Raw genomic sequence first — 25,699 nt, forward strand, 5'->3', positions numbered from 1 at the left:
GTTTGCGTGCGCAATCCTGTCGACGGCACCAGTTTACAATCGCCCGTATCGTTGCCGTTCAATTCGGCAGCGGCAACGCCGTGCGGCGGCTCCGGCGCCATTGCCAGAGGATATGGCCAAGCAGTGCCAGGAATACGATTCCGCCGCCCAGCAGCGTTCTGGGCGCCGGCACTTCGGCATGGATCAACCAGACCCAGACAGGACCCAGCACGGGCTCCATGGTGGATATCAGTGCGGCGAGCGCAGAGGGAATCAGCCGCGCGCCGGTGACAAACATGGCCATGCCAAAGCCCAGCGTGACCGCACCAAACAACACCAGCAGCCCAAGATCTTGGATGCTGATCCGCATGCCTGACGACAACAGCCATGCCACCGTGCCACTGGTCATGATGCCGAGACAGGCCGCCGGCGTCATTCGCACACCCGAATAGCGGCGTGTGATGACCGTGGCAGCCGCGAACACGACCGCGATCAACAAAGCCAGTCCATCGCCGATGAAAGAGACGCTGGTGGTGAAGGAATCCGACACCATCACGCCGATACCGGCAATCACCGCGGCAATTGCCACCCAGGTGACGCCATCGACCGCTTCGCGCAGGAAAACCACACCGAGCAGCGCCGCAATCAGTGGCACACCGGCCTGCATCAGCAGGATGTTGGCGACACTGGTGTAGCCCAGCGCCACGACAAAGGACGTGGTGGCCGCGGCCACGCAGAGGGCAACGCCGAGACCGGGGAACCCCATGCTCCGGAAAAGGCGGAACGTGCCCGATGCCCCGTCACGCCACAGCATGAAGCTGATCAAAAACAGTGCCGCAAAGGCTGCCCGCCAGGCGATGATCGTCCACGGGTCGCTCACCTCCAGCCCACGCGCTATGGCGCCGCCGAAGCTCCAGAGCAGCGCTGCGCCAAACACCAGCACCACACCGCGCCTGGCATCGCCAGCAGGTGACCGGCCGGCGGGGGAAAGATCTGACTGTGGTGCCATGCCTGGGAGCGAACTTCGGGAATCCATCAATATTCCATACTGACAATAATCGGACTTGAGAAGCCGAGTAGCGCGACATTCAACGACGGGAACAGACAGGTTGAGCTGTGAGCGGATTGGCCAGCGGATTTCCAACGCAGCGTTGCCCGCTGGCAGGCCGGGCTGCCGCTTTTCGACTGGCGGCCTGAAATGCCGAGGACAGGATCAGGAATTTCGCACCGCCAGAAAGATAATTGAGGCAGCTTTGCATTCTGCCGTTGACACAGCCGCGCAGACCCCCTAAATCCGCGCCAATGCCCAGATGGCGGAATTGGTAGACGCGCTACGTTCAGGTCGTAGTTCTCGCAAGGGAGTGGAGGTTCGAGTCCTCTTCTGGGCACCAATTCATTGTTCCGGACCATCCCGGAAAACCCAAAGAACCCCGCGAAAGCGGGGTTTTTTGTTGGGTTTGGCAGGTTTCACGTCCCTCTTAGTCCATCGGCGTGTGATGGCATCCAGAGAATTTGATGGCATCGCAGCACCATGCCATCACATGCTGGTGGGTGAAGAGGGCCGGCCACAAGCAACGTTTAGTCACGGCGTCCCACGGTGAAGGCTCGCGGGATACCTGGCGGGCGAGATCATCCTGGTATTCAACAAGAAGTTGCCCTCGCGCCCGATTGATTAACAACCGATCTGCCGCTCGAGTCGGCGGCTCCAACTCTAGCGCACACCCCTTCGATGGCACAACGACGAGATGCTCTGCAGCTCACTGGCTGACAAGTTCAGAAATTCTGGCACCTTGTCGGTCGTCCCGTCGAGGCGAGAAACATGACTTTCAACAAAAGGCGTTCAAGCCAAAGTGAAAACGTGTCTCAATCGAGAGTCGGATCGAACTTGTCGCGCATCCAGTCCCCGAGAATAGAAATCGACAGGGTTGTCACAACGATTGCCGCGCTTGGCGCCAGCATGATCCACGGGGCTGACTGGATATAGTCGCGGCCATAACCAACCATGTTGCCAAGCGAAGTCATGGGCGGCTGCACCCCGAGGCCGAGGAAGGAGAGGCCCGATTCAAGCAGGATCACTTCCGGAAAGTTCAATGTCAGAGAGACAATCAGCGTTGAAGCTATGTTGGGCAGAATATGCCGCGAATAGATCCGGAACGGTGTCGCCCCGAGATCGCGTACAGCGGTGGCGTAGCCGCGTTCATAGGCGGAAATCGCAAGCCCCCTGGAGATGCGGGCGATCCGCTCCCATCCGTAAAAGCCCATCAATATTGTGAACAACATCAGCGAACTGCCAAGGAAAGCCAAAACGGCGAGCGCGATGATCATGAACGGCATGGCGGCCTGGGCATCGATCAGCATCAGGATGACCTGCTCGACACGACCGCGGAAATAGGCCGCGACAAACCCCAACGTGACCCCGACAATGGCGGCGATAATGGTCGACAGGAACGCAATCACCATCGAAATCCGGATCGAGACAATCAGTCGGGACAGGACGTCGCGTCCCAGCTCGTCTGTTCCCAGAGGATGGGCCCAGTGGCCGCCCATGAAGACCGGAGGGATCAGCCGTGCTCGCAGATCAAGCGCCATGAAGTCGTAAGGCGCGATCCACATGGCGCCAATCACCACGACGACAATTAGCCCGAGCCAAAGAAGCGCAATCAACACCAGCGGCGGCCATGCCTCGAAAAAGGACCGGAGCCTGCTCTTGGCAGTGAAGACGCTTCCGCCGGCCTCGGCGGAAGTGGCCGGTTCAAGGTTTGGTGTGGTATCAATCGTCATTGTCAGCTCCCGGCCTGAAGCCGTTTGATGCGGAGACGTGGATCGACGATCCCGTAGAGGATGTCGACGGCAAGGTTGGCCCCGACCATGGTCAGACCAACAAGAAGCAGGATCACCTGAACCACCGCCAGATCTCGGTTGGCGACCGCATTGACCAGGAGCCGCCCGACGCCCGGCCAGGAAAACACGCTTTCCACCACGACTGCACCTGCCACCAGTGAACCGACCAGGAAGCCAACTATCGTCAGCGTCGGGATCGCAGCATTTGGCAGGGCATGGTTGCGAACCACATCGCGCCAAAGCAATCCCTTGGCGGAGGCTGTACGGATGTAGGGCTGTCCCAGCACTTCCAGCATGGCCGACCGCGTGAAGCGGGCAATCACGGCAGCGCCGACCAGCCCCATGGTCACGGTTGGGAGCACCGCATGCGCCCAGGTATCCGATCCACCCGAGGGCAGCCAACCGAGCCAGACCGCGAAGATCATCGCCAGAACCAGCCCCAGCACGAAACTGGGAACGGTAAATCCGGCCACCGACATCATCATGATCAGCCGGTCCACCCAGGTGTTGCGGTAAAGCGCAGCCGTCACACCGGCCGGCAATCCGATGCACAGCTTGATGAAAAGCGCGGGCAGCGTGATGGCAAGAGTGAGCGGAATGCGCTCGCCCACCACGACAAGCGCCGAACGTCCATCGCGCATGGAGTTGCCGAGGTCGCCATGGAAGACCGCCATGAAATACCTGAAATACTGCACCCAGATCGGTTGATCGAGGCCCCAGTTTCGTCTGAACGCTTCAAAGGCTTCGGGCGGAGCTTCCGGCCCGAGAATGATGATCGCCGGATCCCCCGACAGCCGCAGCACCACGAATGCTGCCGAAACAATAAGCGTCACCGTCACAAGCGCACGGAAGATCTTCATCAAGAGATACTGAACCATGGTCTCTACTCCGCTGCCTGCACTGCAGGCGCGGCGCCCGCATTGACGAGATGACAGGCCACGGCATGGCCGCCACTTTCCACCAGCTGGGGAACCTCGCTCCGGCAGGAGGCTTGCGCAATCGGGCAGCGGGTATGGAAGCTGCAACCCGAGGGCACATCAACCGGGCTAGGAGGATCTCCCTCAAGCACGATGCGCTCACGTTTTCCACGCCGTGCAGGTGTCGGAATGGCCGAGACCAGGGCCTTTGTGTAGGGATGTTGGGGACGCCGGAAGACATCCTCCGGAAGGCCCGCTTCCACGATGCGCCCAAGATACATGACAGCGACGCGATCAGACATCTGGCGCACGACCTTCAGGTCATGGCTGATGAAAAGAGCGGCAAACCCGGTGCGCTCGCGCAGATCATCGAGCAGGTTGAGAACCTGCGCCTGGATCGACACGTCAAGAGCCGAGACCGGCTCGTCGCATACCAGGAGATCCGGCTCCAGCGCCAGCGCCCTTGCGATGACCACCCTCTGGCGTTGTCCGCCTGAAAGCTCGTGCGGGTAGCGCATCGCCATATCCGGCCTGAGCCCGACAGACTCCATCAAGAGTGCGGAGCGTTCAGTTCGCTCTGCTGCCGGCATTTCAGAATTGTGAATCTCGAAAGGCTCGCCGATTTGGGTTATCACCGGAAGACGGCGGTCCAGAGCTCCAAGCGGATCCTGATAGATCATCTGCATCCGACGCCTCAGCGCCCGCCAATCGGCATCGTGACGGGCCGTCACGCGTGTTCCGGCAAACTCAACCGTGCCTGAGGTCGCCGGAATCAGGCCCAGCACCAGCTTGGCCGTGGTCGATTTGCCACAGCCTGATTCACCCACCAAGCCAAGCGTCCTGCCCTTTTCAATGGAGAAGGACACGCCGTCGACAGCCTTGAGCGACGCCTTCCGGCCAAACAGGCCCCCGGGGACATGCACCTCGTAGTGCCGCTTGAGATCATCCACCCGCAGCAGGCCGCTCATGCCGGCACCAACGTACGCTTGACTTCAGAAAGCGGCGCTGCTGCGACCGGCATCTCGTCCCGGCATTTGACGCAAGCGGCAAAGTGACTTTGCGAATCGCCAAAAGGCAGGAATGACGGCATCCTGGCATCGCAGATCTTGCTGGCGATGGCGCACCGTGGCGCAAAGCTGCAGCCTGGTGGCAATTGGTCGGGAGCCGGTACGGTTCCAGGAATTGATTCCAGGCGGCGGCGGGGACCATCAATATCCGGAAGCGCCGCCATAAGTCCCTGGGTGTAAGGGTGTGCGGGGCTATCAAACAGCGAACCGGTATCCGCTTCCTCGATCACCCGGCCGCCATACATCACCGCCACGCGGTCGCTCATATCTGCAACAACGCCGAGATCGTGCGAAATCAGAACCAGCGCCATACCGGTGTCGCGCCGCAGTTCGGTCAGCAGATCAAGGATCTGCGCCTGAATGGTCGCGTCCAGCGCGGTCGTCGGTTCATCAGCGATCAGCAGTTCGGGTTCACCAGCCAGTGCCATGGCAATCATGATCCGCTGGTTCATACCGCCCGACATCTCGTGCGGGTATTCACGCAACCGGCGTGTCGCATTGGCAATACCTACCTGGTCAAGAAGGCGGGCGGCTTCGGCGCTGGCGGATGCACCGGTCATGCCCCGGTGCAATTTCAGCGCCTCCTTGATCTGCCGGCCAATGCGATGAACCGGATTGAGAGAACTCGAAGGGTCCTGGAAAATCATGGCAATGCGCCCGCCACGCAAGCGGGAGAAATCATCTTCGGCCGCTCCGGCAATTTCCTGACCATCGAGCCGGACCGAACCCGAAATGCGCGCCCGGCTGCCCAGCAACCCCAGAGCTGCCAGCCATGTGATTGACTTGCCGCAGCCGGATTCGCCGACCACACCGAGGACTTCGCCCTTCGCAACGTCGAGATTGACGCCGTGGAGCGCCCTGACAAACCGTTTTCCCTGATCAAAATCAATCGTCAGATCCCTGATCGACAGAAGCGTTTCCATTGGCTCGTTCCCTGTTGCATAGGAAAGGCCGGGGCGCGTCATGCGCCCCGGCCCAAAGATTCTAGTTGCCCGGCGCGACGACGCGGAAATTGTCGGGGCGGAAGTCCATCGACTGCAGGCCGGACCAGTTCCACTCGATGTCCTTGCGCTTGCCGAAGAAGATCGCGCTCTGGTGCATGACCGTGTAGGCAGGATCTTCACGCTCGGCGATTTCAAGCATCCGGCGGAATGCCGCGCGGCGCTGTTCGAGATCGGTCGAGGTTTCCAGCTTGATGCAGAGTTCGTTGAACTCTTCATTGGTCCATTCGCCGACCTGCTGCTGCTGGCCGTTCTGGCAATGCTGGTTGACGATGGAAGACACCGGGTCCGGGAAGGGCGCCGAGTTCGACCAGTCGCGAACCATGCGCGGGCCGCTTTCCGTATCGAAGATCTGCTGCCAGTTTTCCTTCATCTCGATCTTCACGTTGAGACCGATCTGACGGAACGATTCAGCGTTGATCTGCGCTGTCGAAACCTGGTTGGTGTAGTAGTTGTTGAGAACCCGAAAGGTGATTTCCTCACCGTTGTAACCGGATTCCCGGACCAGCTTCCTGGCCAGTTCCATGTCGTATTCCGGCACCGTCCAGTCGGACAGGAACATGTCGCCGTAATACGACCACTGCAGACCGGCCGGCACCGCTGTGCGGCCACCCCAAAGGGTTTCAACGATGGTGTCGCGATCGATCGCGTGGGTCATGGCCTGGCGGATCTTGGGGTTCTGCATCGGGCCATTGTTCTTGTCGAACACCATCAGGCGGTGGTTGGTGATCGGGCCGCCGACAACTTCAAACTTGGCGTTGGATTCCACCGTGTTGATCTGATCCGGCGGCAGATCGGTGATGAAATCATATTCACCCGAAAGAAGACCGTTCACGCGGCTGGCAACTTCCGGAACCACGGCAAAACGCAAGGTCTTGACCGGCGGCGTGCCGCCCCAGTAGTCGTCATGGGCTTCAAGCACGAGGATGTTGTCAGGCTTGAATTCGACAACCTTGTAAGGCCCGGTGCCGACAGGCTTCTGGGCGAAGGCAAGCCAGGATTCGGCTTCTTCATAGGCGCGCTTGGACAGGATTTCCGCGCCGTAGCGGGAGATGCGGCCTTCAAGCGTCGGGTCGGCAACAGTCGAGACAAAGCGGACTGTCATGTCGTCGACTTTTTCAACGCGGTCGAGATTGGGCCAGGCACGCTTGGCAACGGCTGCGACTTCAGCCGGAGGAACCTTGCCGCCAGCGACGGTGCTGGCGCTCGACGTAAACAGCGTCTTGCCGTCCTTGCGGGCATTGTCCTGCTCGTCGAGAAGGCCGAAACGTTCCTTGGAGAAAGTGAACACAACATCGTCGGCAGTCATCACGTCGCCATTGTGGAACTTGACGCCGGGGCGCAGCTTCAGCTCCACGGTCTTTTCGTCAATGCGCTTCCATTCGGTGGCGAGACCCGGCTTCTGCGGCAGATCAGCGTTCTGACGGTCGTAGTCAATCAGCGTTTCAAAGATCGAGTAGAAAACCCGGGCGCCGACGTTGGACTGTTCGCGCAGCACATCAAGTGCGCCGGCGTTGACGATCTGCTGGACAGCAACAGTGATTTCAGGACGCTCCTGAGCCAATGCCTGACCGGGCAAGGTGAGCATGGTTGTTGCCAGTAGATATGCGCCAATCATCATGGCGCCTTTTGGCTTGCGGCAGTGGGTCATGTTCCGTTCCTCAACTTCGCATTCGTGCGTGTTTGTAAATCTCATGATCTCGCCCAAGGTCCGCGTGCGGCCCCGAAGACACGGCAACAGGTACGGCCCGTGTGTGACGTTCAGGATTCGTCTTGGTAAAGTTTTCATGACAATTCACGCTCACGGGAGCCGGCACACTCGGTGTGGGCCTGGCGATGAAGACAGCTTTCAGATGCGCCCGCCGCAGACCGGAATGCGCTGCCGCCCGTCATCGTCAGCAAGCAAGAGGAACTGCCTGAATTCACCGGCCCCGGCCTCGAGACGACGCTCACGGGGTTCGGGAGCCTGCTTCCCGAGTACCGCATCAAGCGGAAGGCCCGTCATCGTCGCTGGACGGTCAACTCCCAGGAGGGCCAGAACGGTCGGAACGATGTCGGTCAAATTGGCGTGGTCGTTGACGCACCCTGCCGGCATGCCCGCACCGCCAAAGGCTAACAGCGTATTCATCTCATGGGGGTTAAGGCCGCCATGCATGCCGCCTCCGACCGGGACGTTGACCCCGGTTGTGTAAATGCCAGCGCCAGCCAAACCATGTTGATCAGCTTCAATCGACGAACGTCCAACCCAGTACAGGTCTGGCGAGCGGGGATGATCAGCGCCGACCAGAGCGCGGTCAAACGCACCATCGATTACCGGTTCACCATTCTCGTCAGTGCCGCAGAACAAAAGTCCTGTTTCCGGCATGTCCATCAGCGCGCATCCGAGGGCTTGCAGCCGCGTCCTGTCCTGATTGATCAACGTCAATCCGGCAGCGGATCCCGGCGTCACCAGCACATCCGTGCCCGGCTCAGCCCGATATCCGGCGTCAAAGCCCTTGTCCCCAAGCGCACCAACAAGATCGAACGCGGAGGTGGTCGAGATCTGCCCATGATCGCTCATGACGATCAGCAATGTGTCTTCCGACTGGTCCGAGGCGTGGACAGCGTCCAGGATCTTGCCGAAACTCGCATCGACATGCGCGGTCGCCAGATCAGATTCCCGGGAACCAATCTCGTGGAAATGATAGGAAGTGTCGGGCTCCGAGTACCAAATAATGGCTACATCGGGTTCCAGTTTCGGCAACACCAGCTCTGTCAGTACCTGCGTGGCGTAGGTTGCCTCATCAAGCTTTGGCGATTTCCCGGCGGGAAGCGGGCCAAAGTGCTCGATAGACTGATCAACGGCCTCGGGCGTATCCGTGTGATCCCGTCCATGGATCGAAAAAGTCCAGTGGCCATGCTCCTTGGCGCGATGATTGAGAAGCCAGGCAGACCCTGCGGATCCTGAATGCACGACAGCCAAACGCTTGCCGGCGGCAGCCAGCGCGCACCCAATGGCTTTGGCCTCTACAAACTCACCATCATGCCAGGCGTTTGCAGCTCTTATATGGGCCGCACGTGACGTGTCGAGCGGCTCTCCGCCGCTGATTGCCGGATGGAAAAAGGCGTTATTGACCACGCCATGCTGGGTCGGGTGTGATCCGGTTGCGAAACTGGTGGTGGCAACACGGGTCATGGATGGAAACACCGAACGGGCCTCGCGGTACCAAAGCGCGTCAGTCACGAAGCGGTGCAGGTTGGGTGTCAGCTCTTCTGAAATGCGGTCGGGCCGCAGCCCGTCAAAGACGGCGATGACCACACGTGCGACTTTGGTTGACACTGCTTTTGTCTCCTGTTTCTCGTTCCTACCCCCCTGTACCCATGCACCCGCGATACGACAGCCATGCTACAGGCGGCGGAAAAACGTGTTTCCCCGCCAAGCTTCATCGATCCGTCACGGTTCTGATATCTGCCTGTCACATGACCAGCGGTATAGCGGACCACGCATGCGGGGCCCGATCGACCTCGCCCAATCAAGGGAAGGCCTGGCCATGAGTGATTTGCCTGTAATCGGCGCGGCGATAACAATCGCCAACTATGAAACCCATTATGATTTCATGCGTGAATTGCCGCGCGACATTGAGATTCAGGACTTTTTTGACGCCAATCTGCTCAATGGCGATTGGGCTTCAGCGGCAGCACACGCACGCAAACTGCTCGCCGGCCACGAAGGCCGCATCGGCATTCACGGCCCGTTCTGGGGCTTCAACATTGCTTCCCAGGATCCCGATGTGCGCGACATCGTCCGCCGGCGTTTTCACCAGGGTCTGGATGTCTGCGAAGCGATCGGCGCCAACCAGATGGTTATCCATTCGCCATTCTCGACCTGGGATTACAACAACCTCGACAACCTGCCGAATGCCCGCGCCTCGGTCGTTGAGCGGACACACGACACCATTGCCGACGTGGTCAAACGCGCCGAAGACATTGGCTGCGTTCTCGTCGTGGAGAACATCGAGGACGTTGATCCGCATGCCCGTGTGGAACTGGTGAAAAGCTTCGAGTCAGAGGCGATCGCAGTGTCGATCGATACGGGCCATGCCTGCTACGCGCATGGCTCTACCGGTGCCCCTCCGGTTGACTACTACGTCGGGGCAGCAGGCAACTTGCTGCAACACGTCCACTTGCAGGACGCCGATGGTTACGCGGACCGTCACTGGAGCCTTGGCGAAGGGATCATTCGCTGGCATTCGGTGTTTGCCGCTCTCGGTGCGTTGTCGTCCAACCCGCGCCTGATCGTTGAAATCCGGGACAAATCCAAGATCCCAGCTTCGGTTGCCTATCTGAAATCACTCGGGCTTGGGCAATAATCAACACTGGCGATTTCGCCGGCATAGGGCTGGGTATCGGGTCTTGTCACAATCGAAATAGCAACGCTATTCACGCGTAAAGACGACCGAACATCATTCGTTTTTTGGTTTTCGGCGGGATTTGATCCAGATGGAAAAGATCAAATCCCGCCGAAAAACCAACATCAACAGCAAGCAACGCTGGCAGGCCGCTCATGTGGTCAAGACAGGTACGTTGCCACCGGGGAAGTGGCTCGCGCGCCGGGATGCCCTCGAGATCACGTCTGAAGTCTTGAAACTGCGCAGACCCACGATCACAACACAATCGCCTCACGTTTCTCGAGCGCCGCCCACCTCGTTATGGCTTTTTGCGTCCAACTCGCGCCGTTTTCATGGTCGAAGATCATCATGTCGGCTTGGGCCAGAATACGGTCCTGCACGCGCTCTATCCCGGTCCCGTAAGCTGTCCGGTCGTGATCCAGATCTGCGTTCGATATGCCGAGCGGGCGGCAATCCACTGTGCGGATCAGATGGCCCTCTGCTTCCAACGCGCTTAACGTCTCGGTCTCGGATTCCATTCTCTTGACCGCGGCCTTGCGCGCATCTTCATCGTCTGCGACATGCTCCGCCGCAATCCTGTCCACCAAGGCGGGATCAGCCACGTTCAAGAGAAGAAGCCGCGCCGGGCGGTCCGTGCGTGCCTTCCACGCCGTGGCGAGCGCAATCGCGCCCAGACGGTCAAAGCCCGGCGCATTCGGCGTCATGATCTCAAGGTCGCAATCGGCGAGACCGGGCTCCTCCGCGATCAGCTGATTAAACGCACCGACGACATCTTCCTCGGTCTTCTTCGCATCAACTGTCAACGGGCCCACCAGCCCGATCCGTCGGCGCATGCGCCAGCATGGGGCATTATCCGCCGCCTCATACTGTTCGATGCCGCGGCTGATGGTCTCCTTGACATTGACTTCATCCTTCAGCTTTTCCGCTTCGGGCAAATCCCCGAACGGCTGGATCAACGGATGCAGCTTCTTCTCGTCATCGCGATACCCGTCGGTGCGCTGATAGCCCTCCATCGTTCGCTCTGCCATCCAGCGGTTATGCTCCCTTTCCGAGAGCTTCAGGATCAGGTCATCATCCCCCAGGGTATCATTCGCAGCCTGGCCAAACACCCGCAGGCCCGCGACCCTCCGGCCCACCGGCGGCACGAACCCGGCCGCGTAAAAGAGCTCGACCGCCGATAACGCCGCCCGGTAATTGGGTCGCTGCTCAAGATTTGACAGCTGCTCCCACGCCGTATCCGGGTCGGGCGGCTGTTTCCCAAGTGCGCGCCAGCGTTCATGAATTGCTTCCGCAAGGTCATGATAGAGCCGGTCAAGCTCCAAGTCCTCGTCATCGAGGCGCGAGCCGCCGAAAGGCACTACACCCGACGTCAGATCCCGGACGACATTCGCCGACACCGATGCCAGTGAGTCGCTACGCATGAAGATCGGCGCGCGGAGGCACATCCTCTCGGTCTGAAGCTGACGCAGCCGCATCGCGATCGCCGTGTTGCGCGTGTCGTTGCCCGTCGAGACTACCAAGGCCGTGATCGGAAATTTCGCCTCGTCATCCAGCAGGTTTTTGACCCTGTCGGACGAACAGCATTCAAGAGCATCGAGTTCGATGAACTTCACCGTAACCCCTGCCCGCTCAAGATCGTACAGCTTCGGACGCTCGCGCCGAATTCGCGCATGCGCCCCGTCAATCTTGACATCGATGATGGTCAGCCGCAGCGGCCCGAGATTATGGTCATGGCAGCGCAGGGCGGCCTCTTCCGCAACGGCAAGGTTCACGCTGCCAAGCCCAATCAGGACAAGGTGCACATGATCCTGCGCCCGCGTCTTTGCCAGATCCGTCGGTGCCATCGACGTGATCAGCGCACGCGCAATCGTATCGGATCGCGAGATCAGCTTGGCTTTGCGGAACTTGCCAGAAAAAAGCTGCAGGTCGCGAGCCACTGATCCATCCTCGACCTGAAGGATCAGTTCCGGCATCTCATCGGTTTCCTCCCGCTCGGACAGCCAAATCTGCGCGCGCTCGACATTCTGCGCTGTGTCGCTACCGCCAAAGACAACGGCCTTCGGCCGACCAAGCGTTGGCCCCGTGGCCGTGCTCTTGGTCAGCGGCCCAACCAGCACGATGGTGTCGGGCTGCAGTGGCGCGAAACGGGTTACATTCTCTTCCGTCTCAAAGAGAGTGATTTTCTCGCGTTTATAGGTGTCGATCACGAAATCGGACGCCCCGACAATTACGATATGATCCTTACGCCACGTCGCGACGAGGCGCATAATCTGGTTGTGAAGAAAGAGCGCGGCGACACCGAAGATCGCCGAAATCGTTGCCATGAACCCGGTAAACCGTGCGATCTCGATTTTAAGATTAAGCGGCTTTCCCTCTTCGACGACCACATACGTATAGTCACCGGTGATCGCGAGAAGCGTATGGTAGAGCGCGTCGAAGAAGTTGTGCCTAGGGTCGGCCGCATAGTACTGGCTCCACCCCCAAAGCCCCAAAACAAGCGTGACGCCGAGAAGACCAACAGATATTGCAAGCGTCAGACGCGGAATTCTAGTCACTGGCGGCCTCCTGAGTTGCGCCGCGCACCGATGGCCTTTTTGGCTGCGATCTCTCGCACACCGGAGCGCCAGCGCCTGCCATTGCGCATTTTATATCCGTAGGTCTTGCGTATCGAAGCAAGTTCCTCCCGGTGCGTTTCTCCCGGGCAGCATATGGCAACATACCGTCCGGGTTCAGGCAAATGGGAAGGACCCCTTGGCCTTCGAATGAAACGCCGCTTAAACGAGCATCGGAACCGGAACGACGCCGCGAAAGGTCCACCCTGGCTTACTCATTCGCCGCATTGATCAATCGGAGTTCTTCCTGCAGGAATTCTTTCCAGAACGCACTAACCGTCATGCTGAGCGCTGTGTTTACCGCTGCCCGGGCATCCTCAATCCGTCCCGAAATCCGATAAGCCTGCGCCAGGTGCGCCCGTATTTCGGCTTGATTCGGGTCCCCGTCCCGCGCCCGCTCCAACTCCACAATTGCCTCTTCCGTCATTCCAGACTTCAATAGCGCCCAACCGAGTGTATCAGCATAGTAGGGATTTCCAGGCTCTTTCTCGACGGCAAGTCTGGCCAAACTGAGCGCCAGATCGAGCTCAACATCAGCCACCAACAGATCGTAGGCAATAGCATTGCGATCGCGACCATGGTTTGAGTATTGCTTAACAAAGGCCTCTCCCAGTACCGGGAGCACAAAGTCCCGCCGGAACCGTGAGGCGTCTTCCTCTGACAGGTCTGAGCTTCTTGCAATGACGGTTGCGATCCGGTCCGGATCGGTTTCGTGGCGCTTCAAGTCCAGGCGGTCAAACGAGATTGAACGCCCGACACTCTCCCCGCCAAGCCGAACCCCGTTCTCCCGATCCGACACCCGGATAAGGCTTGCTTCGAGGTTGGATACGATCGGCTTGTCATTGAGCATTTCGATCATGCCATTTGGCTGGACTTCGAAGATGGCGTGAAAGAGCGACCGTCCGTAATAAACAGTTGCCGCGGCCTGCCAACGCCCTGGCGTGTCCGGGTGCTTCCAGACAACGAAAGGCCGCAGAACTTTCTGCGCTCGCTCGTGCTCGGAAGTATCTGCCGTTTCTGCAAATGGAATTTCCGAGGTACTTTCGACAATCGAGAAGCTTCCCTCGGGTCCATTCACATAATGCGTGAAAAACCGGATATATGCCGCAACCTGGTTCCTGGTTTCGAGACTGATCGGAGCCTTGGCATTCATCTCATGGATCGGAGGCGATGTTCCGTTGAGGCGGAAAATGTTGCGTTTCCCATCCACGATAAAGGCAAAGATCCGGGCCCGAGGCCCTGCGCCAACCTGCGCCTCAACCAGCTCCGCCTTCTTATAAAATGAAAGCTCAGCCACGCGAATATAAGACACCTCGCCGCTGGAAATCGCCTGTTCCAGCAAGCTTTTCATGTCGTCAAAAACGTCACCCTCCAGCGTCTGCCAGACTGCGGCCATCAATGGTGGCCGCACCCAGTAGACAAGCCCGTCGTCCAGCAGGTTCTTGTCGATGTTTAGCTCGCGAATTTGGGCGCGGACTTCCTCGATGTCGGCGGTGGTGGCCGATTCATCCGAAGTCTTGTCGATTTCCAGCAACTGGATTTCAGCCAGCCGCTCACCAATTGTTGGTGCAAGCTCACGCAAACGCTGGGCCAATCCGTTCTGCGAGACCTGAGCTGACGGTTTCCATTTGTCTGCGAGACCCACAAGTTCATTCTCAAGAGCATCAAACTGCGCTTTGGCCTCAAGGATCGAGCGAAAGCTCTCCTTGCGGGTCAAGTGGTAGTCCAGAAACGTCACCGTACGCACGAGGTCATCTTCCGCGAACCCGATATCCCCGTTTATGACGAGGTTGCGAAGAAGCTTAACAGAATCACTCAACAGTGTGTCTAGCTCGTCATCGCGGAGGTCCTTGAGCTTGCTGCCATCGAAAGCTGCGTCGAAGGCAAGCCTGTACGAATCGAGCGCGGCCAGTTCGTCTCCGTCGTCAACTTGATCCGCTGCAGCGTTCCAATGATGGCTGATGAGATTGTACGTTGGCCTATACGCGCCAGGCGCGATTTCGAGTAATCGCTCGACTTCAGCGATCGCGTTTTCAAATGCCTCTTGCCACGCCTCCTGGCCAAGTTTCTCAGGTCCAATGAAGAGGAGCTGTCGATAAATGTACTGGCGTTGCATGAGCCAGAAATAGGGTTCGCTTCCATTCTCTTCTTCCGTCGGCATAGCGGCCAACGAGCTTTCAACCGTGTCGGTGACTTCGTCAAAATCAAGATGCCCGTCAAAATGCATGGTCAGATCGGCATAGGCATGGGCGACTCCCGTGAAGGCAACAAGGCTTTGATCGACGTTTGGTTCCGACCGAATGCTCTTGATGCTTTGAACCATCCGGTCTCGCTCCCAATGTGAGCGGAAACCAGTTTTGGACTGAGCTCTAGCGAGCTCCCACCGACGGAAATAGATCCACGGTTCCCATTGTACGCGATCCGTCCACGCCATTCCGCGCGCACGGAGGTCAACCAACAGCTCTTCAGCAGCATCCAGGTCCGCCGTTGCCTGACCGAATTGGCTAGAGTCTTTGGAATAGTCGCCACGAAGCATGAGAGCCTGCATAAGATATACGCGGTGCAAGCGGTTGCTTGGATCCTGGGCGCTTAGGTCCTCCAGGAGACGGACAGCATTATCGATTTCATCAACAGCGCCGGGAACGCTCGGATCGTTCTGATTAAGACCCTGCGCTTTCAACAGGTGCAACAAAACCTGCGCTTCCGAGAGTGCCTGACCGGCAACGTCAGGCACTCCGCGCATAAACCCGAGAACATCTTCGGTGTTCTGGACAAGCTGGTTGAAGTCGATGTCAAATCGCCGATGGGCATCAATTTGAACAATTGCTTGGCCCGCGCCCCTCTGCATTTCGATGACTGTGGACGCGTATTCGACCAGGGTATTTTCAGCACTCTTGAAGCGCTCGGGTTGCTGGGCGCGCATGCGCTGGCCAATGTTGGACTCAAGCATTGAACGCTGCGCACGGAAACGTTGGTATGCCGTGTCCGCTGCTTGGAGTTGGCGCTCATACTGGAACCACTGCAGCGCAACCCGCGCGTCTTGCCTGTGTACCAGCGCCGCTTGACTGAAATATTCAGGCGCCTCGCTATCCACCAACCCCAGCTTTTCCTCCGCTATTGCAAGCCAGCGGACCGCATGATCCCGTCGCGCGCCCATCCGGTGCATCTCAGCAAGCGCGACCGCTGAGCGGAGTTCGAAGTCCAGGCTGGGTGTCCACTGTGAAGGTGGTTGCGTCACCAGCTTTTCCAGCCGGTACGCGTAGTCCTCGGCCTCATGCCAGAAGCCGCCCCGGCTCAGTGCGACGACACTGGCCAAAAGGAAATCAGCCCGTTTGTCGACAAAATTCGGGTCGGTCGCCCGGTTCGCGGTTATGGTCCGGAACGCCGCCTCGGTGTTCTGGATCAGTCCGTATTTCGCCTGCAACGGTATACTTCGATCTTTCTCCAGCCGCTCGACAAGGTCAATCGCCAGCGATTCGGTCGCCGCCAGCATGTCTTCTTCGCTCGACTGCGCTTGCGCGCCCATCCGTTGGGCTTCTTCGCTCTTTTCACGGGCATCGAGGAAGAAGAGCCCGGCAACTATCGCGATCACCGACGTCACCGCCGAAAACGCCCATAACCGATGCCGCTCGCGCCGCTGGCGTCGTTGCCGTTTGGCAGCCAGCTCGTCCTCAGTCTCCCGCGCCTTGTGGAGATAACTTTCCAGCGCGTCGAAATTGTCCACATACCGCGCCGCCCATTCCGGCGAGGGCTGGTCCGTATCCCACCAGCTTCGGATGTTCGCCAGATCCAGACCGGACAAGAGCTCGCCTTCACCGCTCGCATAGCGCGACTGGCTCTCGGCAACGCGGCGAATGACTGCAGCGCCCCGTGCCTCGTTCAGCAACCAGTCCGAAAGGAGTGACCACTGGCGGATCAGACTCTCGTGACTGATATCAATGATCGTGTCAGGCTCGAGCGGTTCTTCCGGCGGCGGGCGGAGAAAATTCACGTCCGGCCGGCGGAACATCTCGACAATCTGCCTGACCTCGGTCTCAGGCAGGCCGACCTCCCGCACCAGCTTCGAAAAGGGTAGCGCCCGGCGCCCGCTCGACGCCACGGTCGCGCCATCGACGAGCGCGCGGAAAACCTTTTCAGGCCCTGTCTTGTCAACACCAGAGAGGCTCGCAAGAACCTCCTCGCCATGCCGGTTGAGCGCGCCGTTGATTCCGCCGAAGCCCTCATAGGACTCAAGCCTGAGCGGACCCGGAACGCCATCAGCCGCCTCGGCCTGCCAGACCCGGTTCAGCACGTGCTGCATGACCGGCAACTGGTCCGAGCGACGCGAAAGCGTGCGAAGCTGGTCCTCGCCGATTTCCTCGTCAAACGGCGCAAACCGGTCGAGGTCGTTCAAAAGCCTCGTAACAAGTGCGGGCTCGATATCCGTCCCATACATGCGGGCCGGGCCCTCGATCGCCTTCCTGCAGCTGTCACGGTCCATGCGCGGGGTCAAATATGAACCCGAATTGATCGTGTCGGCCAGTTCCGGGATCAGCACGCAGGCTCCCAGATACTCCGAGCGCATTGTGATCACGATATGGAGGCGGCTGCCCTCTTCCCGGCTCGCATGGATCAGCAGCTTGACGAAAGCTTCGGCGACTTCCCGGCCCTCGTAATTCGAAAAACGGAAAAGCTCCTCGAACTGATCGACCAAGATCAGAAGCTGCACGTCATCCGGAACATGCCCTTCGTCAAGCCACTCAATCAGCGAGCGCGGGCCACGGCGGAGGAACCATTCAAGCGTTTCGATATCGTCCGGCGTGACGTCGTCCGTGCCGTTTTCCTCCGCGGCGACCTGCAAAAGCCCGCGCGCCAGACTTCGGATCGGTTGTCCGCCAGGTGCAATGTCGCAAAAGAGCCAGTTTGCACCAGCCGGATGCAGGCCCAGCTCGAGCCCATCCAGCATCCCCGTCCGCACCAGCGACGACTTGCCCGTCCCAGAGGCGCCCAGCACGGCCAGAAACCGTGTATCGGAAAGCCGCCGGATAAGGTCGTTGACCGCCTTGTCGCGCCCAAAGAACAGGTCCGCCTCGTCGCGGTTAAACGCGCGGAGGCCCGGATACGGAAGACGCTCGCCAGCCCTGCTCAAAGCTTCGGTTCCATTTGGGAAATGATGCGCTCAACGTCGAAGCCATCAGTGCAGTCGATGATCTGGAGGTTCGGAAACGAGAAATTGACACCCTCGGACTTGGGTGGCGGCGCCTTGATCATGGCCGTACAATCAGGCGGCCCGCTCCTGTCGGCCAAGCTTCGCGAAAGCCGCCGCATGAAGCTGCGCACCCATTTTGTCGGCGCTGCGCCATGGACAAAAATCACGCTGTCGCTGTCGATCAGGTTTTCCGTCAGATCCTCCTGGATCTCATCGGGTGTGCCTTCATAGATCGGGACTGCCACCGGAAGTCCGCGCTTTGAAAGCGCCTGTAAAAGCTCTTTGGCCAGCGGCATGTCCGTCCGGTCGGCCCCGATGAAGATAAGCGACGACCGCACCTCTCGCGCAGGCCGCTTCTGCTCTTCAAGCGACTTGACTATCAGGGTCTTCAGGCTCTCCAAACCGCAGGTAATTACCTCTGCCCGCTGAAGCTGCGCGCGATGGACGCTGTTCTCTATCTCGCTCGGCTCCACTTCTGGATGCCGCCAGGCGACCAGTGGCTTGCCGGCACTGATCGCCGCATCGCACTGATACGACAGATACCCGTTTGGCATATCCGCAGGCATGCGCCCCCCGGCTCGGCCCATCAGTTGAACAACCATGCCTGCCTCGGCCAGATCCGCCTCGTATGCCTGGCGAAACTCTTTCCCGCCCTGCGGATATTCCATCTCGGGCAGGACCCGGATATTGAATTGCTGGAGCGCGCTTCGCACTTGCCCGCGCTCGTATTCAAGATCATCGGTGGTCTGGCAAAGCAACACGGTCGCCGCAGGTTCTGCAGGCTGGGCGGAACCCGGCGCAATCCCGCCAGCCTCCTTTTTCAGACCCACCAGCCGTTCGCGGAGCTGCCCGCAGAACTCGGTCAACGCGGTCATGTAGGGCTGTCTATCATGGCGCGGATCGAGGATCATCGGCGTACCCACAGCTCCGCCACTGGCCTGCCAGAATTGAAACCGCTTCCGCGTGAACACCTCCGGATGCATCTCGTTTTCATTGTCCACCGGCAGCACTTCAAGGACAAAGAGCCGGTCCCCCGCACCGGGTTGCTGCAAGAACCATTCGAGTTCTTTCAGCGTATAGCTGTCCGGGTCGAAATAGGCAGGCGAGGTCACTGCAAGCATGATGCCCGATGACGCCACTTGCGCTTGAAGCGCCTCATCCACGACCTGGTTTGCCCTGAGATGCGAGTCGTCCCAGTAGATCTCGACGCCATCGCGGCTCAACCGCTGTTTCAGGATCGACCGCATTTGGCGCACGATCATGGAAACGCACTGTTGCCCGTCCATGTCAGCCAGATTGTCAACGTGTGAGTAGCTGACAAATATATCGTTTTGATACTGATCGAGAAAAGACACAAAAACTCCCTAACCCCGCGCTGAATATATACGGTATCGGCCCATTGTGAATAGATTCTCCGCGCAATGAGCAGCTTGGACTGCCGGAGGAAGTTGTGCAACATTTTCGCCATCAAGTATTTGATTGAGGGTTGAATTTGCCCTCATCTGTTCCCAGTCGCTCCTAAAACATTCTCGTCCGCATATTAGCGATCCGGCAACCGGGAGAGACTGGCATTCAATCTGTACGCCGATGTCCTGAAACTGATCGGTATCGGTGAGGGGACTGGTGGTGCAGCCTGGTGCAGGCCAGGCTGGCCGGCCGCTGAGGCTCAGGCATACAGAACGGAATCGTAGCCGTATGTCTCGCTCAGCTTCTGGCCGAGAACGTGCTTGTGCTTGTGCTCGAAGGTGAGAAACTCGCTGAGCGTGGTGGAGCTTTCGCGCGGCCAGAGCAGCTGCAGGCGCCGGAGCTTCGTCGGAACCCTGATCCCGGCCTCTTCGGCACGGACGATGATATCGGCAATATCATCCCAGGTTTTCTGCATTTCATGGGCCGCCGCGAATTCGATGATGGCAGCCTTCTTCTTCTCGTCGGTCGGGGTGTTCATCGAGGCATTGTCGAGCTCGACCTGCGCCATCTTGCGCATGTTCACCGCGTTCGGCAGAAGCCAGGCTTCAACGTTCTGCATGTTCTCGGCAACGCTGCCGACAAGCTTCTCATCGAAGTTGCGCATGTCGAAATTGCAGCCGGCTTCGGTCAGCAAGCCGCGCAGGAACTCCATCAGCTTCTTGGAGTCGTTGGGCAGCAGGTCCGGATAGTTCTTGTAGATATCGGCGGCGATCCGGCTTCTGTAATAGGCATTGCGGCCAAACCGGGCGAGCAGTGATTCGTAGTGCTGGCCGGCGACCTTGTCCCTGGCAAGGTCGGACTCGGTCAGGGTCGCGATCAGGTTTTCCAGCAATTCCTCGCTGGCGCCCTGCGGCTGCCAGCGTCCACCCTCGGTAACGCCGGTGGCCGGACGCTTGGCGGATTCGCCGAGCGCGCCGTGGAACGCATCGAAGATCTCGCCGGCGTGTTCAAGCTCGTCGGACAATTGCTTGAGCGTACCGCGCTCGATCGGCTTCGAGGCGCCGGAGGGCTCACACAGGGCCTCAAACAGCTTGGGCTCGCTGAACGACAGCCATTCCCTGAATTCCACGTCACCGAGACGGACATCGATCAGGTTGACCAGTTCGGCCAGCGCCGGCAGATCGTCCCCGGCCGGGCTGAGGCCGTTGATCCGGTAGATGCAGGTCCGGAGAACTTCCGTCCTGGCCAGGCGCATGATCAGGAACGCCGCGACAATCTGGTCTTCCAGCTGCGGCAGGGCCACAAAGGCCTCGTCGCGTCCAAGCAGGCTGAGCGCGCGGACAAGGATGTTGCCGTCGCGCGCGACCCTGAACTCGTCCTGGCTGGCCCAGAAGTTCGGATTGATGGCGTCGGCCAGCAGCCAGGGTGCCGGATCGCGGGTGAACGCATCCCAGGCAAAGCTGTCCCCGGTGCCGCCCATTCCATAGTGAATGGCGGAGTGGACCTTGAGAGGCGTGAAATCGAACGGCGAATAGGGCGCGCCGACCCGGTCATGCTTGGTGCTCAGTGCCGCCGGCAGCGATTCAAAATCATTCGGCTCCGACAGGGACGACCGCTTGGCCGGCCGGTGCGCGTCGATTTCCGCGATCTTCTTGTGGCTCGATGTGTAGACGCCGCGCAGCAGCTGAAGGCCGGTGGTCGAGGCCTTGAAGGCGATGATGCTGTCGGAGCTCAGATGCTGGCCCGCGCGCAACTTGCGGCCCATGGTGTCGTAGAACACCAGGTGGTCTCCGGCCGAAATCTCGTAGACCGAGAGCTTGACCTTCTCGCCATTCTCGTTGGGAAACACGTCGACAAAATAGTCGGGCGACGAGAGTTCGAACCAGCGGTGTTCCTGGGTGAGGATCTCGATGAGATTCTGTCCGGCATCTCCCACCTCGGCCTCGTCCCAGTCCCCGGTGCTGGAGAGCAGGTGCCGGTAGGCCTCGACCAGATTGTCGCTGATCGACTGGAAGGTGCCCGGATCGATATCGATGATGTCGCTCCACTCATTGGCGCGCTGGCGATGGGCGGAGACGTGAAGAAAGTAGAGGCCCTGCAACAGCGGCCGGCTTCCCTCGATGGTCAGAACCGCATTCTGCACCCGGTCGTTCTCGACCGAGGCGCGGGTAATGGCGGTGGCGTTGTCATCCTTTCCGACAAGCTCGGCTTCGGTGATGTCATAGCCGACAGGGAATATCTGCAGGGCATCCTCGAGATGCGGCACCTCGAGGCGGAAGCTCGAGACGGCGACCACGTTGCCCATGCCATCGCCCTCATGGACGGGCCAGGAGGTGAAGTAGCCTGCCCACCCGATATGGGCATTGGGTTTCTTGACGTGATGAATGCGCTTGTCGGACCACACGAACCTGGCGTCCGGATCGTCGCCTGTCTCTTCGGGAAGGGCGATCACGACATTGCCGTAACGGGCATTGGGGACGAGACCGTCGGTCTCGCGCGCCAGTTCGAAGGCCTTGAGCGGCTTCGCCGTCTGGGCGTCGTCAATCAGCAGCTCGACCGAATGGGTGCCGCGCGGAAGCCGGAGCGTTCTCAGGAAGCTGTCGCCAGGCCCGATGGAGAAGACGTCGACGACGATCCCCGACCTGTTGCCCTCGCGAAACGCGGGAGGCTTGAGGTGGCACAGAACGATCGCACCCTTGCGGTGCTTGACCAGCTCCTCGCCTTTTGAAGCAAAATACCCCAGCACTGCCTGGTCCTCGCCATCCCAGGCCAGCCAGACATTCTCGCAATCTCCACCCCGATAACCCATTCGACTCTTTCCTGTACTATTCAAATGGTTTATTGCTTTTAAAGACTTATAATGAAATTCAGCAAAAGGGAACGCTGAATTGGCTGTTAATGATAACAACGAGATACATGTCGGCCTGACCGGACCGGTGAGATCAGGGAAGACAAACTTGTTTGTCGACTTCGCGAAATGCGTGGAACTGAACTTCCATGGATTCCGGCAACTTCACAACATCAAGATCGAAACCGACAGGGTCAACCGGAAATTACTTAGAAGTTACTACAGAAACCTTCCGGAAGCGACCGAGGGCGTGACCGATATCCGGTTTGACCTTGAACTCGATCTGCCATCAGGCGATGGGCTTCAGCCCGCCGGCGTACTCGACAACAGGCAATTCACCATCCATGTGCGTGACGCGCCCGGCGAAGCGGCGTTTCCAAGCAGTGACATTTCGGGCAAGGCCAATCCGCACGCCGAGAAAGCCAAGGAACTCGACGAGTGGTTTTCCAAGGCCAAGGGCATCGTGCTGGTCATTTCCGCGCTGAATGCCGGCACAGATGAAGGCTTCGAGGCTCTGATCGACAAGGTGGAAGACTTTTTCGAGCGCGCCGGAAAGCCGGAATTCCAGAATCTCGAGCGCGTGGCGATCGCGATCAGTATGTTCGACCTGTTGCTGTTGCGCTTCGGCAACCGCTCCCGGGATATCGCCACAGAGCCGGAAGCGGTGCTTGCGATCCTGCATGCCCACATGCGCCCGGCCTTTGACATCATCAAGGATTTCAGGCCGTTTCCGTCTCAGGAAAGGGACATCGACCTGCGCTTCATCGCCACGTCGAGTTACGGGTTTCATCCGCAACTGGGCTGCGCCAACATCGATGCAAGCGCCGAGATCCTCGATCCGGGCAATTCCCGGTTCCCGGTTCCGCTGACACCGGACAATGTCCGCTATCCCTACATGACCGCAGACCCCTTCATCTTTGCGGCGCTGGGGCTGGACAGTCCGTTCCTGTTCACACGCGACGAGATTCTCAGCGGAATCCTGAAAGAGCGGGCCCCGGCGGTCGCGCCCCAGCCGGCAGCCAATGCCGCGCCAGCGGCAGCCGAAAGCACCGACACCACGCCGGTATAGTCGCCGGCGGCTTGCCTGCCGGGCTCCAGGTTCGTGCGCAGGCACCACAATCACTGCTCGCCTTTTCCCAAAGCAAACGGCGCCCGATCATTTCAGATCAGGCGCCGTGCTGACTGCTCCGAATCCGGGTCAGATCTCGCGCCGGAAATTCGGCCTGACCACCACGGGCCGGCGGCGGCGCGGGCGTTGCGCCGGGTTGGCCTCGGCATCATCAAGTGCTTCGGACGCTGAAGCGGCCGTTCCGGGTTGCGCGGCAGCGGTCTTTACGGTCGCCTGCCCGGATTCACCGCCAATGCCGACGGCGGCTTCATGCGGCTCGATGGCTGCGTGGAGGCTGTCGGCAACCGCGCCGGCTTCGACGGCTGCAGCTTCAGGTTCAGGCTTGGCATTCCTGCTTTCAACGGCCTCGTTGTGGCGCTGGATCCGGCGGCCGACTTCAGCCAGGCCCTGCTCCGATATCAGGATTCCACGGCCGGTTTTCCTGGCCAGCTGCTTGCGGAACAGGTTGTCGACAATCAGCCGCATCTGGCTGCGCATCTCGTGCGAGTAATCCTCGTCATAGAGCAACGGCAGCAGATAGCCCTGCTTGTCGAACACGGCGTTGAGGATCACGTTCTTGGCGGCAAGAACCGAATCCGGGTCATCCGGCTTGGCATCGAGGTCCAGGTCAGCCGTGTCGAAATCATCCTTGCGGCGCGAGGCCTTGGCCACGACATTGGCATCCCAGAACAGTTTTGCCAGCAGCAGCGACAGCTCCTGCAAAAGGGCCAGCAGGGCGGGGAAGTAATCCCGGGCCGAAGCGGTTCCGTTGAACAGCGCCTCGACCTTGCCGATGGCCTTGCTGATGGCATCCTGCGAGGGGTTGATGCGATCGTAGAGACTGGCGAGATCCTCGCGATACGGGCCGCCCTCGAGGCCACGCTGCTCGGCCGCGACAAGGCAGGTCTCGATCACGTCCGCGCGCATCTGGTCATAGGCCCGCGTGATGGGTTTGAGCCGCTCGGGACCCGATACATCCAGCATCTCGCCACGCAAATTGTCGATGATCTGCTTGCGGCGGTCGGTTTCATCGCATGCCTGATTGAAGGCGACCTGATCGGCTTCCAGCGTGTCGATCTGCCGGAAGACCGCCATCAGCGGCTGCGGCTCGCAGACCGGGAGATCGGAAACGGACTTGAGATCGGACAGCACCTCGGTGATCACCTGGCAATAGCTGGCGGTCTGCTGGAAGCTGGTCTGGGTTGGCGTGTCGATGAACGCATTGACGCTTTGCAGGAAGCCGTCGGCATCAAGCGTGTAGCCCGATGCGACGTCTTCGCTGAGCTGGGTTGTTGCCGATTTCAGCTCGGCTGCGATCTCGACCAGGTCCGATTGCAGCGACGCCTGCTGCTGGTTTGCCTTGAGCAGCTGATCGCGGGTGGACTTGTATTGCCTGTCAGCATCGGCGAGCTCGGCCTGCGTTTCTGCAAGCTTTTCTCCCAGCGCCTTGTAGCAGGTTCCGGCCACACCGCCGCCGGTCCCGGCGCGGCGCCTGCGATTGCAGGCCGGGTCGCTGACCAGCTGACCGGCAAGGCCATCGGCGAGAAGGATGGCCTTTTCTCCCGGCGGCACATCGGCCTCGCCTTCCTCTTGCTTCAAGGCAACTTCGAGCTTGCCGACCAGTTCAGAGGTGGCCGCCGCCTGGGCCTGCCTTGTTGCAACCTGCTGTTCGAGATTTTCGATCCGGGAGGTGAGCTTGGTGAGGTCACGCTCAACTTCGACCTGCCGGGTCTTGAGCTGGCCCTGCCGGTTCATCAGCTCAACCTTCCGGGTTTCAATCAGCGTCTGCAGTTCGGAGGCAATTTCCTTTTTCTTGTCGCGGTCGCGCAGTTCGTCGGTAAGCGCACCCATTCTGGCCGAATAGTCCTTCAGCGCTTCGTCACCCAGCAGAGCGGTTTTCTTGTCCAGATAGCGGTCATTCATTTCCTGACTGATATCGTGGGCATAAAGACCCATTTGCCGCAGATTGGTCTCGGCATTGGCCAGGTCGGATCCGCCGACGCTGAGGAATTGCTGATGGTAGGAGGCAAAGGAGGAGATCCAGCATATCGCCACGGCGACCAGGTAGAACGGTGTCACCAGGGCGACCTGGGCAAACCGGCTGGAGGATATGCCATCACCGAGCACAAGCGATGTAAAAGCCAGGAAGCCGACAGCAAGCGCGGTAATGCCGACCCATGCATAGGTTTCGGTCATAAATATTCGCGCACCGCCACTGGTCGCGTAAGCAGTCATGAAGAATGCAACGGCGGCGAAGACAATAATAAACGCCTGCTTCAGCCGGGTCGTACTTAGGACGGCATTTCCGTCATTCTGTTTCTTGTCCATCTCAACGCCCGCTCC

At 59.5% G+C, this 25,699-nt stretch carries 14 protein-coding genes and 1 tRNA gene; 3 read left to right on the forward strand and 12 right to left on the reverse strand.

Annotated features, from left to right (window positions below; genetic code table 11):
- Nucleotides 1-58: 58 nt before the first annotated feature.
- Nucleotides 59-988 carry a DMT family transporter gene (locus tag WNY80_RS09340; protein ID WP_342887097.1) on the reverse strand — a complete coding sequence of 310 codons (930 nt, stop codon included), beginning with the start codon at nucleotides 986-988 and terminating at the stop codon, nucleotides 59-61.
- A gap of 295 nt (nucleotides 989-1,283) precedes the next feature.
- On the opposite strand from WNY80_RS09340, the gene WNY80_RS09345 reads away from it, so the two are divergent.
- A tRNA-Leu gene (locus tag WNY80_RS09345) sits at nucleotides 1,284-1,370 on the forward strand.
- Nucleotides 1,371-1,842: 472 nt separating this feature from the next.
- Here the strand turns inward: WNY80_RS09345 and WNY80_RS09350 are convergent.
- The 6 genes from WNY80_RS09350 to WNY80_RS09375 form a co-directional block, all read right to left on the reverse strand.
- Nucleotides 1,843-2,760, reverse strand: a complete 918-nt coding sequence (locus tag WNY80_RS09350; protein WP_342887098.1) for an ABC transporter permease — start codon at nucleotides 2,758-2,760, stop codon at nucleotides 1,843-1,845.
- 2 nt (nucleotides 2,761-2,762) lie between these two features.
- Complete coding sequence (locus WNY80_RS09355) at nucleotides 2,763-3,698, reverse strand: ABC transporter permease (RefSeq protein WP_342887099.1); 936 nt, start codon at nucleotides 3,696-3,698, stop codon at nucleotides 2,763-2,765.
- Nucleotides 3,699-3,703: 5 nt separating this feature from the next.
- Nucleotides 3,704-4,705, reverse strand: coding sequence for an oligopeptide/dipeptide ABC transporter ATP-binding protein (locus WNY80_RS09360; RefSeq protein ID WP_342887100.1), 1,002 nt, complete (start codon nucleotides 4,703-4,705; stop codon nucleotides 3,704-3,706).
- On the reverse strand, nucleotides 4,702-5,727 hold the full coding sequence (locus WNY80_RS09365) for an ABC transporter ATP-binding protein (RefSeq protein ID WP_342887101.1): 1,026 nt from the start codon (nucleotides 5,725-5,727) through the stop codon (nucleotides 4,702-4,704). Before WNY80_RS09365 ends, WNY80_RS09360 begins: the two co-directional genes overlap by 4 nt.
- A gap of 61 nt (nucleotides 5,728-5,788) precedes the next feature.
- Nucleotides 5,789-7,393 (reverse strand): ABC transporter substrate-binding protein, encoded by a 1,605-nt coding sequence (locus tag WNY80_RS09370; RefSeq protein ID WP_342887481.1) that lies wholly within the window; start codon nucleotides 7,391-7,393, stop codon nucleotides 5,789-5,791.
- A 261-nt stretch (nucleotides 7,394-7,654) separates the two neighbouring features.
- Nucleotides 7,655-9,103, reverse strand: coding sequence for an alkaline phosphatase family protein (locus WNY80_RS09375; RefSeq protein ID WP_342887102.1), 1,449 nt, complete (start codon nucleotides 9,101-9,103; stop codon nucleotides 7,655-7,657).
- 232 nt (nucleotides 9,104-9,335) lie between these two features.
- Here WNY80_RS09375 and WNY80_RS09380 point away from each other — a divergent pair, with 232 nt between their 5' ends.
- Nucleotides 9,336-10,154: a sugar phosphate isomerase/epimerase family protein gene (locus WNY80_RS09380; RefSeq protein WP_342887103.1), complete on the forward strand. Its 819-nt coding sequence runs from the start codon at nucleotides 9,336-9,338 to the stop codon at nucleotides 10,152-10,154.
- A gap of 293 nt (nucleotides 10,155-10,447) precedes the next feature.
- Here WNY80_RS09380 and WNY80_RS09385 read toward each other — a convergent pair whose 3' ends face one another.
- The 4 genes from WNY80_RS09385 to WNY80_RS09400 all read right to left on the reverse strand — a co-directional run bounded on the left by WNY80_RS09385 (nucleotide 10,448) and on the right by WNY80_RS09400 (nucleotide 22,209).
- Nucleotides 10,448-12,748 carry a RyR domain-containing protein gene (locus WNY80_RS09385; protein WP_342887104.1) on the reverse strand — a complete coding sequence of 767 codons (2,301 nt, stop codon included), beginning with the start codon at nucleotides 12,746-12,748 and terminating at the stop codon, nucleotides 10,448-10,450.
- A gap of 268 nt (nucleotides 12,749-13,016) precedes the next feature.
- Nucleotides 13,017-17,933, reverse strand: coding sequence for a tetratricopeptide repeat protein (locus tag WNY80_RS09390; protein WP_342887105.1), 4,917 nt, complete (start codon nucleotides 17,931-17,933; stop codon nucleotides 13,017-13,019).
- Entirely contained in the window at nucleotides 17,930-19,348 is a 1,419-nt protein-coding gene (locus WNY80_RS09395; RefSeq protein ID WP_342887106.1) for a toll/interleukin-1 receptor domain-containing protein, read from the reverse strand. The genes WNY80_RS09390 and WNY80_RS09395 overlap by 4 nt, the downstream gene beginning before the upstream one ends.
- A 311-nt stretch (nucleotides 19,349-19,659) precedes the next feature.
- Entirely contained in the window at nucleotides 19,660-22,209 is a 2,550-nt protein-coding gene (locus tag WNY80_RS09400; RefSeq protein ID WP_342887107.1) for a hypothetical protein, read from the reverse strand.
- Nucleotides 22,210-22,357: 148 nt separating this feature from the next.
- On the opposite strand from WNY80_RS09400, the gene WNY80_RS09405 reads away from it, so the two are divergent.
- Entirely contained in the window at nucleotides 22,358-23,317 is a 960-nt protein-coding gene (locus WNY80_RS09405; protein WP_342887108.1) for a hypothetical protein, read from the forward strand.
- A gap of 129 nt (nucleotides 23,318-23,446) precedes the next feature.
- Here WNY80_RS09405 and WNY80_RS09410 read toward each other — a convergent pair whose 3' ends face one another.
- The gene (locus WNY80_RS09410; RefSeq protein ID WP_342887109.1) at nucleotides 23,447-25,684 is read right to left on the reverse strand and encodes a hypothetical protein; all 2,238 of its coding nucleotides are present in this window, start codon (nucleotides 25,682-25,684) and stop codon (nucleotides 23,447-23,449) included.
- Between the last annotated feature and the right edge of the window lie 15 nt (nucleotides 25,685-25,699).

This window comes from Hoeflea sp. AS16 (assembly GCF_038900095.1).
In the GTDB taxonomy this organism is placed as follows: Bacteria; Pseudomonadota; Alphaproteobacteria; order Rhizobiales; family Rhizobiaceae; genus Hoeflea.

What these genes read in the sequence shown, in the direction of transcription:
- WNY80_RS09340 (WP_342887097.1), bottom strand. Translation starts at nt 988, where the DNA reads ATGGCACCACAGTCAGATCTTTCCCCCGCCGGCCGGTCACCTGCTGGC.
- WNY80_RS09370 (WP_342887481.1), bottom strand. Translation starts at nt 7,393, where the DNA reads ATGCTCACCTTGCCCGGTCAGGCATTGGCTCAGGAGCGTCCTGAAATC.
- WNY80_RS09350 (WP_342887098.1), bottom strand. Translation starts at nt 2,760, where the DNA reads ATGACGATTGATACCACACCAAACCTTGAACCGGCCACTTCCGCCGAG.
- WNY80_RS09410 (WP_342887109.1), bottom strand. Translation starts at nt 25,684, where the DNA reads ATGGACAAGAAACAGAATGACGGAAATGCCGTCCTAAGTACGACCCGG.
- WNY80_RS09365 (WP_342887101.1), bottom strand. Translation starts at nt 5,727, where the DNA reads ATGGAAACGCTTCTGTCGATCAGGGATCTGACGATTGATTTTGATCAG.
- WNY80_RS09400 (WP_342887107.1), bottom strand. Translation starts at nt 22,209, where the DNA reads ATGGGTTATCGGGGTGGAGATTGCGAGAATGTCTGGCTGGCCTGGGAT.
- WNY80_RS09360 (WP_342887100.1), bottom strand. Translation starts at nt 4,705, where the DNA reads ATGAGCGGCCTGCTGCGGGTGGATGATCTCAAGCGGCACTACGAGGTG.
- WNY80_RS09380 (WP_342887103.1), top strand. Translation starts at nt 9,336, where the DNA reads ATGAGTGATTTGCCTGTAATCGGCGCGGCGATAACAATCGCCAACTAT.
- WNY80_RS09355 (WP_342887099.1), bottom strand. Translation starts at nt 3,698, where the DNA reads ATGGTTCAGTATCTCTTGATGAAGATCTTCCGTGCGCTTGTGACGGTG.